Genomic DNA, 12,832 nt, shown 5'->3' on the forward strand with positions numbered 1-12,832 from the left:
TTGCCTGCTTTCCTGGTTCTCCTCGTTCTCCTTCACCACTTCATGCCTTCGGTTCGTCCCTTCGCTTGTCCGTCGAGTCGAGGCCGGTCGGGGCTTCAGCCCTTGAGCGCGCCCGACATGAAGCCCCGCATGTAGTGCCGTTGCAGCAGCAGGAACAGCAGGAGGCAGGGCACGGCGAGGACCACCACACCCGCCTCGGTGGCTCCGTAGTCGACGGCGCCCATGCTCTGCTGCCGCAGGTTCGCGACGGCCAGCGGCAGGGGTGCCTTCTCGCTGTCCGAGATCAGGATCAGCGGGGCGATGAAGTCGTTCCAGGCGGCGAGGAACGCGAAGAGCCCGACGGTGATCAGCCCGGGTCGCACCGCCGGGAGCAGCACCCGGCGCAGCGCGCCCGCCGTGCCGCACCCGTCGATGAACGCCGACTCCTCCAGCTCGCGCGGCACCGCCTCGAAGGAGATCCGCATCATGAAGGTGGCGAACGGCAGTTGGAACATGGCCAGCACCAGACTCAGCCCGACGAGCGAGTTCTGCAGGTGGAGTCTGCCCAGCAGGACGTAGAGGGGGATGAGGAGGGTGGCGTACGGGACCATGAGGATGGCCAGGGTGAGCAGGAACAGCAGGTTCTTTCCGGGGAAGTCGAAGCGGGCGAAGGCGTAACCGCCCAGCAGGGACACCCCGAGGGTCAGGGCGACGGTCAGCGCGGAGACGACCGTGCTGTTGAGGAGGTAGCGCCACAGGCCCGCGTCGTGGTCGAGCAGTGTGCGGTAGTTGCCGAACCCGTGGCCGGACTCCTGCGCGGTGCCGGGTTGTCCGCTGACGGAGGCCCAGGCGTTCCACAGCAGGGGGAAGAGGAAGATGACGGCCAGTCCGCCGGCGACGACGAAGTAGGGCGTACGGCCCGGACCGCGGCTCATGACTCGTCGGCGCGGCGCAGGCCGCGGAACTGGAGGGCGTTGAGCAGGAGCAGTACGGCCAGCACGATGATCGACAGGGCGGCCGCGGTGCCGAGGTTCAGCCGCTGGAAGGCCTCGCGGTAGATCAACTGGACGACGGTGACGGTGCTGTTGTCCGGTCCGCCCTTGGTGAGGATGAAGAACTGGTCGAAGGCCAGCAGGGATCCGGTGACGCAGAGCAGCAGGGTCAGGGCGATGGAGGGCCGCAGCAGCGGCAGGGTGATGCGGCGGAAGATCTGGGCGCGGCTCGCGCCGTCCGTGCGGGCCGCCTCGTACACCTCGTGGGGGATGCGCTGGAGGCCGACGAGCAGGATCAGCATGTAGAAGCCGGCGAACTTCCAGACGACGAGGAAGACGGTCGAGAGGAGGGCGGAGGTCGGTGTGCCCAGGAAGGACACCGGGTCGTCGACGAGGCCGAGCTTTTCGAGGATGCGGCTCAGCGGGCCGGTGGTGGGGCTGTACAGGCCCCAGAACAGCAGGGACGCGGAGGCCAGGCCCAGGGCGCCGGGCAGGAAGTACACCGTGCGGAAGAAGCCCGCGGCGGGGCGGGACTCCTGTACCAGCAGGGCGAGGAGGAGGGCCAGGCCGAGGAGGACGACCGTGACGATGACGGTGTAGAGGAGGGTGAAGCGGACCGCGGGCCAGAAGAGGGTGCTGTCGGTGGCGTCGGTGTAGTTCTCGGGGGTGTTGACGCCCCGGTCGCCCGTGAGGAGCGGCCAGTCGCTGAGGGACATCCGGCCTACGAGGAGGAGGGGCAGGAGGAAGAAGATCGCTACGAATGCGGCCGTGGGGGCCGCGTAGGCGAGGCCCTTCGTCCTGCGGGACCGCCACCAGGGCGCGGGCGCACGCGGGGTGCGGGGGTGCGGCCGGGCCCGGGGTTCGGCCACCGCCGGGCCGGCTGCCGCCTTCACCTGCATGGGGCTCCTTCGCCGTGTGACCTGGGAGGTGGGGCGTGATCGGAAGCCGCGGGCGCGTGGGGGCTGGTCGCGCGGTTCCCCCGCGCCCCTGGAGGAAGTGGGCTGCGCCCCTGTCCTCCAGGACTCGGCTCTCAGTCCGCCAGTGACGCGCTGACCGCGTCGTTGTCCTTCTTCACCTTCGACTCGTCGCCGAAGACCGCGTCTCGCATCAGGGTCAGCCAGGGGCCGTTGGGGTCGTTGAAGGTCTGGCCGAACTTCAGGGCGTACGGGGTGCGGCCGTCGGCCACGAGGTGGTTGATCGTCACCAGGCGCGGGTCCGTCCTGGAGTGCTTGTTGGACGCCAGGTCGGTGCGGGCCACCACGTCCTTGTGGGCGGCGACCACATCGATCTGCGCCTTGTCGTCCAGGGACCAGGCGAGGAAGTTCCAGGCCTGGTCGGTCGACTTGCTGGTGGCGGAGATCCCGATGGCGTCACCGCCGACGAAGGTGGATCCGCCGCCGTCGGGTCCGGGGATGGGCGCGACCCCGAGGTCGAGGTCCTCGGGCATCAGCCCCAGGGTCGTCGACGGCATCGGCATGACGCCGACCTTTCCCTTCGGGAAGACACCGGTCCAGGTGGTGCCCGTCTCGTCGCGGGCGCCGGGGGCCACGATGTCGTCCCGCACCCAGTCGCGGTAGGTGGCGTAGACCTGCTTCGCGGTGGCGGAGTCGAGCGTCGCCCCGGTGCCCTCCTTGTTCAGCACCTCGTCCCCGGCCGCCCAGATCGACGGCCACCAGGTGAAGACTCCGCAGCCGCCGCAGTTGCCGCCGAAGAAGGTGCCGTCGACTCCCCCGCCCAGCTTGTCCACGGCCCGTGCCTGCCGGTCCCATTCGGCCAGGTCGGCGGGTGGCTTCTCCGGGTCGAGCTGCGCCTTGCGGTAGAGGTCCTTGTTGTAGAAGAGCACCGACAGGTCGAGGGTGTGCGGCACGACGTACTTCCTGTCCTCGTACGTACCCGCCTTGATGTGGGACGGGGCGAGGTCGTCGGCGAAGGGCAGGGCGTCGATGCGTTCGGTGAGGTCGGCGAAGAGGCCGCTGGAGGTGTAGTTGGGGACGAACACCACGTCGGAGGCGAACAGGTCGGGCAGGTCCTTGGACCCGGCGGCCGCACCGACCTTGGCCTGGTAGTCGTCGGTGGGGACGACGGTCAGCTCGACCTTGTTCTCATGGCTCGCGTTGTACGCCTCGACGAGTGCCTCGCTCTGCGGCCGGGTCGCCGCGCGCGTCCACATCGTGAGTGAGGCCCCGTCGTCGGTGCCTCTGGCGTCCCCGGCCCCGGCCCCGCCACCGCCCGCGCCGTCCGAGTCGTCGTCCCCGGAGCCGCAGGCCGTGACCAGGCTCGCGGCGGTCAGCAGCGCGAGGGCGACAGTGAGACGCCGGCGACGACGTCCAGGTGGTCCGGTCGTGCTCCCCATAACGATCCCCCTCGTGTGGGTTCTGCGCCGGAAAGAAACCGAAAAGCCTTTCTGAAAGCTAGGACGCGGCTCACCACCCGTCAATCCCCTTGCACGGAGCGGAAGTCCGGGACCAGGTGCTACCCGGGAGAACATCCTGAAGACACCTCGGCCGAAACCCTCTCGCGTACGGTTTAGCCACGCGCCGCGAGACAGGAGAACACCCATGGCCCAGGCCACCGACCCCGCTCGTTCGGGGCCCGCCACGCTGAGCGACGTCGCCCGGCTGGCAGGCGTGTCCCTCGCCACCGCCTCCAAGGCGCTCAACGGCCGGGCCCAGGTGCGGGCCGAGACACGGCAGCGGGTGGTCGACGCGGCCGAGCGGCTGTCGTTCCAACCCAACCAGCTGGCCCGCGGCCTGCTCGCCGGCCGCACGGGCACCGTCGGCCTGCTCACCAGCGACCTGGAGGGCAGATTCAGCATCCCGATCCTGATGGGCGCCGAGGACGCGTTCGGGGCGGGCGCGGTCGCGGTGTTCCTCTGTGACGCCCGGGGCGACGCGATCCGCGAGCAGCACCATGTCCGCGCGCTGCTCGGCCGCCGGGTCGACGGTCTCATCGTGGTGGGCAGCCGGACCGACCCGCGCCCCTCCCTGGGCAGCGAACTCCCCGTCCCCGTCGTCTACGCGTACGCGCCCTCGGAGGACCCGGCGGACCTGTCCATCGTCCCCGACAGCGTGGGCGCCGGCCGTATCGCGGTGGACCACCTGCTCGCCTGCGGCCGTACGCGGATCGCGCACATCACCGGCGACCCCGGGTATCTCGCCGCGCGGGAGCGGGCCGAGGGCGCCGGGGCCGCGCTCGACGACGCCGGTCTCGCCCTGGTCGGCGAACCGCGGTTCGGGGCGTGGTCGGAGGGCTGGGGGCGGGCGGCCACCGCGATGCTGCTCGACCGGCACCCGGACGTGGACGCGGTGCTGTGCGGCAGCGATCAGATCGCCCGCGGCGTGATGGACGTACTGCGTGAGCGCGGGCACCGGGTGCCGGAGGACGTGGCGGTCATGGGCTTCGACAACTGGCAGGTGCTGACCTCGGCCTCCCGTCCGCCGCTGACCAGCGTCGACATGAACCTCGAACAGGTCGGGCGGGCGGCGGCGCACGCCCTCTTCGGCGCGATCGCCGGGACACGGCGGTCGGGTGTGGAGAGCCAGCCCGGCCGGGTGGTGATCAGGGGGTCCACGGCGGCCCTGTCCTGAAAGCCGGTGCCCGAACCCCCTTCGCACGCAGCCCTCTTGACACTTCCGGGGCACAGACCTACGTTGCGAAAACCTTTCAGGTCGTTTCTGTTTCGCTCTCCAGCGCTTCCACATGCACAGCTGGACACAGTTGCATGTCATGAGCACAACATAACTGGACAGGGAGCTCCGATGAGAAGACCGCTCAGAACGGACAGCACCTCCCGCCGGCAGGGACCCCGCGAACGAGGGGCCCTGTCATGAAGCGCCTTTTCGTCGCCCTGGTGCTCATCATCTGTTCCGTCGTCACCGCGGCTCCCGCCCAGGCCGCGCAGACCATCGGGTTCCCCACCTTCAGCGGCCCCGCGATCCCGGCACCGCCCGTCGCCCACACGACGGGCGACATGATGCGGAGCATCTACGACGCGGAGAGCTCGGGCACCGACTTCTGGATGGACCGGCTGCTGGCCCGCACGGGCAACGACCCGGCGGGGCCCTGGCTGATGAGCCGTGGCCGTGCGCTCTTCATGAAGACCCACGACCCCGCGGTGCTCGGGTTCGGCGGCCATGTCGCCTACTGGGAGAGCGTCAACGACAACAACGCCTACGCGGTCGCGATCTCCCCGGGCACCTTCACCGAACAGGTCGCACAGCGCCGGCAGACGCCCAGCCACTGGAAGAGTGTGCACACCAACGGGTCGGTCAGCGTCGACCAGACCAAGTTCATCACCGACAACAACGTCGCGGTGACCAACCTGTCGATCAGGAACAACGGCAGTGCCGCCACCACGCTGCAACTGCGGGCGACCTCCCCGTACGCGACCTCCGGCAGTGGCGGTGAGCTGACCGGGCAGGTCAACGCGTACAACAACCTCACCACCGTGCGCCCGCGCCTGACGGGTGACGGTTTCGCCGTGTCCGGCGGAGGGCTCAACCGGTCCGTCACGATCGCGGCCGGAGCCACCGTGACCACCAAGGTGGTGATGGGCTTCGTCACCGACGAGATCCCCCAGTCCCTGACGGAGTACAACGCCTACGCGGGCTACTCCGCCGCCACCGCGTTCGCCACCCACGTCCGGGCCTACAACCTGTGGTGGGCGCAGAACGTGCCCTACATCGACGTGCCCGAGGGCGCGATCAAGAAGAACATCTACTACCGCTGGTGGCTGATGCGCTTCAACAGCCTGGACGCCGACATCCCCGGGCAGACCTTCCAGTTCCCGACCTCGACCGAGGGCGTGCTCGGCTACAACAACGCGATCGCGCTGACCCAGCCCATGCACATCGACGACCTCAAGTACCTGCGCGATCCGTCCTACGCGTACGGGGACTGGCTCAGTGTCGGCCAGACGTCCAAGGGGGCCCGCTTCCTCGACAATCCGGGCGATCCCGAGAACTGGTCCAACAGCTACACCCAGTACATCGCCGAGGCCGCCTGGAAGAGCTACCAGATCCACGGCGGCCAGCCGGGCATCGCCGCCAACCTGGCCCGCTACGCCGAGGGCGACGTCAAGGGCCAGCTCGCCCACTACGACCATGACAACAACAAGCTCATCGAGTACGACTGGGGCGCGCTGACCGGCAACGACGCCGACGCGGTCTCCTTCCACTGGAAGCCCGGGAACATGGACCGCGCCGAGTCCGCCTACCAGTACAGCGGCGCGCTCGCCGCCGCGCAGGCCTACGAGGCGACCGGCAACACGGCCAAGGCCACCGAGATGCGCACGCTCGCGACACAGATCAAGGACGCGATCGTCAATGTGCTCTGGAACCCGAACCGGCAGCTGTTCGAGCACCGGCTGAAGTCGACCAACGAATGGGTGCCCTGGAAGGAGATCAACAACTACTACCCGTTCTCCGTCGGCGCGGTCCCCGACACGGCCACGTACAAGCAGGCCCTGCGCCTGTACGACGACCCCGCCCAGTACCCCGTGTTCCCCTTCTACACGGCCAACCAGGTCGACAAGAAGGCGGCGGCCGACGCCGGGAACCCCGGCTCCAACAACTTCTCGACCATCAACTCCACCGTGCAGTTCCGGCTGTACTCGTCCGTGCTGCGCAAGTACCCCAACTCCTGGATGAACGCGACCGACTACAAGAAGCTCCTGTACTGGAACACCTGGGCGCAGTACGTCGGCGGCAACACCCAGTGGCCGGACGCCAACGAGTTCTGGGCCGACTGGAACGGCACCGGCATCGACTACCGCTCCTGGATCCACCACAACATCCTGGGCAGCAGCAACTGGACCGTGATCGAGGACGTCGCCGGGCTGCGCCCGCGCAGCGACGCGAAGGTCGAGCTCTCGCCGATCAACATCGGCTGGAGCCACTTCACCGTCAACAACCTCCGTTACCGGGGCGCCGACCTGACCATCGTCTGGGACGACCCCGCCGACGGAGTGGTCCGCTATCCCGGTGTCCCGGAGGGTTACTCGATCTTCGTCAACGGCAGCCGGGCCGCGACCGTCAACTCACTGGTGCCCTTCACCTGGGACCCGGCCACCGGTGACGTCACCACGAACGGCACGGTCACCCACCACACCTCCGTCGCCGGGCTGAAGGCTCCGAACCAGGTCGTGCAGAGCAGTCCCCGCATGGTCGACATGCTCGCCAAGGCGGGCGTCGACCTGACCGCCGACCTGCCCAACCTGGCCTCCGGCGCGACCGTGTCCGCCTCGCACACCGGGTCCGGCACCGCCGTCTCCGGCGCGGTCGACGGTTACCCCACCAACGAACCCTTCTGGGGCGCGGGCGGCTCCCCCGACAGCCAGGACTGGTACGAGCTGAACCTCGGCGCCGCGCGCACGCTCGACGAGGTGCGTCTACACTTCAAGGACAGCCGGCCCGCGAGCACCACCTACCGGGCCCCGTCCGCGTACACCGTGCAGTACTACAACGGCGGTTCGTGGGTGAACGTGCCCGACCAGGCGAAGAGTCCGGCCGCGCCGCGTGCCAACTACAACCTGGTGCGGTTCCCGGCGATCAGTGCCCAGCGCGTGCGGATCCTCGTCACCAACACCCCGGGGGCGAAGACGGGGCTCACCGAGGTCAAGGTGTTCAACCGGGGCGGTGTCCAGCCGCCCGCCAACCTCGCCGGGGCGGCGACGGCGTCCGCGTCGTACACCTCGTCCTGGGAGAGTGCCGCCGCGGTCAACGACGGGGTCGATCCGCCGTCGTCCGACGACACGGTGAACCCGCGCTGGGGATGCTGGCCCGAGACGGGTCAGCAGTGGGTCGACCTGACCTGGTCCTCGGCGAGGAACCTGGCCGGGGCGGAGGTCTACTTCTTCGACGACGACCAGGGCATCGACATGCCCGCCTCGTGGAAGCTCCAGTACTGGAACGGCAGCGCCTACGCCGATGTGCCGGGCGCCGGGACCTATCCGGTGGCCAGGAACCAGTACAACTCCGTCTCCTTCACCCCGACGAGCACCACGCGGCTGCGGGTGCTGCTGACGGGCAACGGCACGAACTCCGTCGGCCTCCTGGAAGCGAAGGTGTACGGCCCGTGACCCGTTCCGGATGTCTCTCCGCGCTCCTCGCCGTGCTCACCCTCACGGTCGCCCTCCTCGTGGCGCCGCCCGCCTCCGCCGCGGTGGCGTTCACGTCGACAGGAGTGAACCAGAACGGCGGCAACTGCCTTAATCTGCCCGGTGGTTCGTCGGCCGACGGCACTCAACTGCGCACCTTCACCTGCGGCTCCGGCGCCGGCCAGAGCTTCGGTTACACCCTGGTCGCGGGGACGACCGACACGTACACGATCACCACGCAGTCCGGTCGGTGCGTCGATGTCTCCGGCGCGTCGACGGCGGACAACGCGGCGGTCATCCAGTGGCCCTGCCACAGCGCGACGAACCAGCGGTGGCGCCTCGTCCCGGTGACGGTGGCGGGCACCGACCGGACCTTCAACCTGGTGTCCGTCGGCTCCGGCAAGTGCGTGGCCCCGAGCGGTGGTTCGTCCGCCTCGAACACCACCCTGGTGCAGTTGCCGTGCTCCGCCGCGAACGGCAGGGTGTGGCGGCTGCCCGGCTTCAGCGGTGGCGGTACGAGCCCGGGCACCTTCACCAACCCGCTCGCCCAGCGCGGGCCCGACCCCTGGCTCACGTACTACGACGGCTCCTACTACCTCGCCACGACGACCTGGAACTCGACGGTCACCATGCGTAAGTCGGCCACCCTGGGCGGCCTTGCCACGGCCGCCGAGCAGGTGGTCTTCAACCTGACCCGGCCGAACGGGGCCGGCACGATGTGGGCGCCCGAGTTCCATCTGCTCGACGGTCCCAACGGCAAGCGGTGGTACTTCTACTACACCGCCGGGCGGGAGCCGTACGACCTCGGCACCCAGCGGATCCATGTGCTGGAGAGCGCCAGTCTCGACCCGATGGGGCCCTACAGCTTCAAGGCCGACCTGCTCGACCCGACCCAGGACAACACCTGGGAACTGGACCCGGGGATCCTCCAACTGGACGGCAAGCTCTATCTGTTGGGCACCTTCTACAACGGCTCGCAGCCGATGTTCATCCGCCCGCTGTCGAACCCCTGGACGGCGAGCGGCACCCGCCGTGTCCTGTCCACCCCGACCTACGGCTGGGAGACCGTGGGCGGCGCGGTCAACGAGGGCGCCGAGGTCCTCCAGCGCGGCGGAAGGACGTTCATCGTGTACTCCGCCGCCCACTGCTCCACCCCCGACTACAAGCTGGGCATGCTCACCCACAACGGCGGCGACCCGCTCAGTTCCGCGTCCTGGGTCAAGTCGCCCACCCCAGTCTTCCAGCGGTCCGACGCCAATGGTGTGTACGGGCCCGGGCACAACGGCTTCTTCAAGTCGCCCGACGGAACGGAGGACTGGATCGTCTACCACGCCAACAACTCGGCCTCCGGAGGCTGCGACATGAACCGGAGCACCAGAGCGCAGAAGTTCACCTGGAACGCCGACGGCACACCGGACTTCGGCACACCGGTGGCCCTCGGCGCCGCCCAGACCGCGCCGTCGGGCGAGTAGCCCCGCCCGACGGACCGCTCCACGAGGGGAGGGCACTCAGGAGGCGAGCACGGCACGCCCCTCGGCGATGATGGCCGCCAGCTCCTCGATCTCCGCCGCCGCGAGGGAGGTCAGGGGCGGGCGGACCGGACCGGCCTTGCTCCCCTCCAGCGTCACCCCCGCCTTCACCAGGGCCACCGCGTAGCCGGGGACCCGCTTGCGCAGCCTGACCAGGGGGTGGAAGAAGGCCCGCTGCAGCGCGTCGACCCGCTGGGTGTCGCCCTCTTCCACCGCGCGGTGGAAGGCGAGGGAGATGTCGGGGGCGAAGGCGAACGCGGCCGAGGAGTACAGCTTCACGCCCAGGGCGCGGTAGGCCGGCTGGCTCGCCTCGGCGGTCGGCATGCCGTTGAAGAACTGGAACTCCTTGCCGGACGCGCTCAGCGACTCACGTACGGCGGGAATGATCCGGGCGACGAGATCCAGGTCGCCGGAACCGTCCTTGAAGCCTGTCACCGTGGGCAGTTGGGCCACCTCGGACGCGGTGCGCTCGTCGAAGCGCGCGTTGCCCCGGTTGTAGACGATCACCGGCAGGGAGGTTTCCCGGGCGACCGCGCGGACGTACGCGACCAGGCCCTCGGCGGGCGAGTCGACCAGGTAGGGAGGCATGAGCAGCAGGCCGTCCGCACCGGCCTCGGCGGCGGCGCGGGCGAAGCGGCGGGCCAGCCCGAGCGCGCCGCCGGCCCCGGCGTACACCGGGACCCGTCCGGCCACCGCGTCGACGGCGGTCCGTACCACCACGGTGAACTCCTCGACGTCGAGGGCGTGGAACTCACCGGTGCCGCAGGCGACGAACACGCCGCCGGGGCCGGCGTCGGTTCCCGCCGAGACGTGCTGGTGCAGGGCGGGCAGGTCGACCTCACCGAGATCGGTGAAGGGCGTGACGGGGAAGAAGAGGACGCCTTCGAGCATGGGGGTCTCCAACTACTGGGGCAGCGGGGCGAGTGGGCGAACAGGCGGGACCGGGGGCGGAGCCGGCGGTCAGGATGCCGTGGCGGCGCCCGCGCGCACCACGTTGGCGAGCGGGCGGCCCTGTTCCAGGCGGTTGATGTTGTCGGCGATCTCCACCGCGCGGGCGGCGAAGGTGTCGGTGGTGTGACCCGAGTGGTGCGGGGTCATCAGCACGTTGGGCAGTCGGTGGAACGGCAGCCGGCTCGGCGCCTGGGGCGGGCCCGACCACCACACGTCCAGCGCGGCCCCGGCGATGACACCGGTGTCGAGGGCCTCGTGGAGGGCGTCCTCCTGGACGACCGGTCCGCGGGCCACGTTGACCAGCAGGCTTTCGGGTCCCATGGCCGCCAGCTCGGCGGCGCCGATCAGCCCGCGGGTGGCGGGGCCGAGGGGAACCGTGACCACCACGACGTCCGACTCGGCCAGCAGGTCGGGCAGCCGGTCGTCGCCGCCGATCCAGTCGGTCCGCAGGTCTTCCGGGACCGGCGCGGAGGGGTCGCGCCGCACGGCACGTACCCGCATGCCCACGGCCTGGCAGAGGCGGGCCACCTCGGTGCCGGTCTCGCCGAAGCCGATGATGCCCACCCGGCGGCCCTCCAGCGTCGTCCCGAACGGCAGCTCCGGGTCGACGGCCACGTTGCGCCACTGTCCGGCCCGCAGCGCGCGGTCGGCGCCCAGGACGTCGCGGGACAGCATCATGACGGACATGAGCACGTGCTCGGCGATGGAACGGCCGTGGTGGTGCGTGGTGGTGACCGACACTTCCGGGCCGATCGCGTCCAGCGGGATGCCGTCGTAGCCGGCGCCCACGACGTGGACGAGCCGGAGCCGTTCGGCGCGCCGGGCGTCCTCGGCGGACAGCTGTGAACCGACGAACACCTCGACCCCGGTGATGGCTTCGGAGATCCGGTCCGCGGTCCAGTCGACGGACTCCAGCCAGGTGTGCGGCCCCTCCGCACGGGCCTTGAGCGGTTCGTGGAAACGGCTCAGGATGCGGTGGTTGAGCATGATGTGCACGGTCGGGTCACCACCGGGGGGTCTTGGTCGGGAAGGAGGGGTCCACGGTGCGCATGTAGCCGGTGTCGTCGCGGTCGCGCAGTCCGCAGTCGAGGTACTGCCGATAAAGCCTGGCGAGCGCGTCCCGGTCCAGTTCCACACCCAGGCCCGGTGCCGTCGGGACGGTGACGCGGCCCTCGGTGAACCGCAGCACCTCGGTGTCGACGACGTCCTCGTCCGGCTGCTTCCAGGGCGTGTGCGTGTCGCAGGCGTAGGTGAGACGCGGGGTGGCCGCCGCGAGATGCGTCATCGCCGCGAGGCTGATGCCCAGGTGGGAGTTGGAGTGCATCGACAGGCCGAGGCCGAAGGTGTCGCAGATCGCGGAGAGCTGGAGGCCGCGCCGCAGCCCGCCCCAGAAGTGGTGGTCGGACAGGACGATGCCCACGGAACCGCGGGCCACGGCCGGGGCGAGGTCGTCGAAGGAGACGACACACATGTTGGTCGCCAGGGGTGTCGGTGTCCCCGCGGCCACGGCCGCCATGCCGTCGATGCCCTCGGTCGGGTCCTCCAGGTACTGCAGGTCGCCGTCCAGCTCGCGGGCGACGCGCAGCGAGGTCTCCGTGCTCCAGGCAGCGTTGGGGTCGAGGCGCAGCGGCAGGCCGGGGAAGGCGTCGCGCAGGGCCCTGACCGCCGCGATCTCCTCGTCGGGCGGGAAGACACCGCCCTTGAGCTTGATGGAGGAGAAGCCGTACGCGTCGATCATGCGGCGGGCCTGGTCGACGAGGCCCGCCGGGTCGAGGGCGGCGCCCCAGTCGTCGTCCGGCTGCCCGGGGTGTGCGGCCCACTTGTAGAAGAGGTAGGCGCTGTAGGGCACCGAGGGGCGGACGGCTCCGCCCAGCAGGTCGCTGACCGGCCTGCCGATCAGCTTGCCCTGGATGTCCAGACAGGCGACGTCGAAGGGCGACATGACCCGGTCCACGGCGCTGCTGCCGGTGACCATGCCGGACATGCCGTCGCCGCCGGAGGTGTCCTCCCCCAGCGCGCGCGTGGTGCGGGCGATCAGGTCGTTGAGGTTCCAGACGTCCAGGCCGGTCAGTTCGTCGGCGGCGCGGCGCAGCCGTTCCAGGTGGACCGTGCCGCCGTAGGTCTCACCGACGCCGGTGACCCCGGACTCCGTGGTCATCTCGACGATCGTGCGCAGCGCGTAAGGCTCGTGCACCCCGACCGTGTTGAGCAGCGGGTAGTCCTTGAAGGCCACGGGGGTCACGGTGACGTCGGCGATGCGTGCTGCGTTCACTGCCATGGAAGCC

The 12,832-nt window shown here is 70.0% G+C and carries 9 protein-coding genes; 3 read left to right on the plus strand and 6 right to left on the minus strand.

Annotated elements, in window-relative coordinates; translation table 11 throughout:
- Nucleotides 1-95: 95 nt before the first annotated feature.
- The 3 genes from ACH4DZ_RS24100 to ACH4DZ_RS24110 form a co-directional block, all read right to left on the minus strand.
- The gene (locus tag ACH4DZ_RS24100; RefSeq protein WP_398289362.1) at nt 96-914 is read right to left on the minus strand and encodes a carbohydrate ABC transporter permease; all 819 of its coding nucleotides are present in this window, start codon (nt 912-914) and stop codon (nt 96-98) included.
- Nucleotides 911-1,870: a carbohydrate ABC transporter permease gene (locus ACH4DZ_RS24105; RefSeq protein ID WP_398289363.1), complete on the minus strand. Its 960-nt coding sequence runs from the start codon at nt 1,868-1,870 to the stop codon at nt 911-913. Before ACH4DZ_RS24105 ends, ACH4DZ_RS24100 begins: the two co-directional genes overlap by 4 nt.
- Before the next feature lie 131 nt (nt 1,871-2,001).
- On the minus strand, nt 2,002-3,324 hold the full coding sequence (locus tag ACH4DZ_RS24110) for an ABC transporter substrate-binding protein (protein WP_398289364.1): 1,323 nt from the start codon (nt 3,322-3,324) through the stop codon (nt 2,002-2,004).
- A gap of 205 nt (nt 3,325-3,529) precedes the next feature.
- Here ACH4DZ_RS24110 and ACH4DZ_RS24115 point away from each other — a divergent pair, with 205 nt between their 5' ends.
- From ACH4DZ_RS24115 to ACH4DZ_RS24125, 3 genes are all read left to right on the plus strand, one after another.
- Entirely contained in the window at nt 3,530-4,558 is a 1,029-nt protein-coding gene (locus ACH4DZ_RS24115; RefSeq protein ID WP_398289365.1) for a LacI family DNA-binding transcriptional regulator, read from the plus strand.
- A gap of 239 nt (nt 4,559-4,797) precedes the next feature.
- Nucleotides 4,798-8,049: a discoidin domain-containing protein gene (locus ACH4DZ_RS24120; RefSeq protein ID WP_398289366.1), complete on the plus strand. Its 3,252-nt coding sequence runs from the start codon at nt 4,798-4,800 to the stop codon at nt 8,047-8,049.
- A complete protein-coding gene (locus ACH4DZ_RS24125; RefSeq protein ID WP_398289367.1) occupies nt 8,046-9,539 on the plus strand; it encodes a family 43 glycosylhydrolase in 1,494 nt (497 codons plus the stop codon). Before ACH4DZ_RS24120 ends, ACH4DZ_RS24125 begins: the two co-directional genes overlap by 4 nt.
- Nucleotides 9,540-9,575: 36 nt before the next feature.
- Here ACH4DZ_RS24125 and ACH4DZ_RS24130 read toward each other — a convergent pair whose 3' ends face one another.
- From ACH4DZ_RS24130 to ACH4DZ_RS24140, 3 genes are all read right to left on the minus strand, one after another.
- Nucleotides 9,576-10,487 carry a 5-dehydro-4-deoxyglucarate dehydratase gene (locus ACH4DZ_RS24130; protein WP_398289368.1) on the minus strand — a complete coding sequence of 304 codons (912 nt, stop codon included), beginning with the start codon at nt 10,485-10,487 and terminating at the stop codon, nt 9,576-9,578.
- Nucleotides 10,488-10,556: 69 nt separating this feature from the next.
- Nucleotides 10,557-11,534 carry a 2-hydroxyacid dehydrogenase gene (locus tag ACH4DZ_RS24135; protein WP_398289369.1) on the minus strand — a complete coding sequence of 326 codons (978 nt, stop codon included), beginning with the start codon at nt 11,532-11,534 and terminating at the stop codon, nt 10,557-10,559.
- A 16-nt stretch (nt 11,535-11,550) separates the two neighbouring features.
- Nucleotides 11,551-12,825, minus strand: coding sequence for a glucarate dehydratase family protein (locus ACH4DZ_RS24140; protein WP_398289370.1), 1,275 nt, complete (start codon nt 12,823-12,825; stop codon nt 11,551-11,553).
- Nucleotides 12,826-12,832: the final 7 nt, after the last annotated feature.

It is taken from the genome of Streptomyces sp. NPDC017991 (assembly GCF_044328075.1).
GTDB lineage: Bacteria > Actinomycetota > Actinomycetes > Streptomycetales > Streptomycetaceae > Streptomyces.

Excerpts from the sequence above, each read along its gene's own strand:
- ACH4DZ_RS24130 (WP_398289368.1), bottom strand. The coding sequence starts at position 10,487 with ATGCTCGAAGGCGTCCTCTTCTTCCCCGTCACGCCCTTCACCGATCTC.
- ACH4DZ_RS24140 (WP_398289370.1), bottom strand. The coding sequence starts at position 12,825 with ATGGCAGTGAACGCAGCACGCATCGCCGACGTCACCGTGACCCCCGTG.
- ACH4DZ_RS24135 (WP_398289369.1), bottom strand. The coding sequence starts at position 11,534 with ATGCTCAACCACCGCATCCTGAGCCGTTTCCACGAACCGCTCAAGGCC.
- ACH4DZ_RS24105 (WP_398289363.1), bottom strand. The coding sequence starts at position 1,870 with ATGCAGGTGAAGGCGGCAGCCGGCCCGGCGGTGGCCGAACCCCGGGCC.
- ACH4DZ_RS24120 (WP_398289366.1), top strand. The coding sequence starts at position 4,798 with ATGAAGCGCCTTTTCGTCGCCCTGGTGCTCATCATCTGTTCCGTCGTC.
- ACH4DZ_RS24100 (WP_398289362.1), bottom strand. The coding sequence starts at position 914 with ATGAGCCGCGGTCCGGGCCGTACGCCCTACTTCGTCGTCGCCGGCGGA.
- ACH4DZ_RS24115 (WP_398289365.1), top strand. The coding sequence starts at position 3,530 with ATGGCCCAGGCCACCGACCCCGCTCGTTCGGGGCCCGCCACGCTGAGC.
- ACH4DZ_RS24110 (WP_398289364.1), bottom strand. The coding sequence starts at position 3,324 with ATGGGGAGCACGACCGGACCACCTGGACGTCGTCGCCGGCGTCTCACT.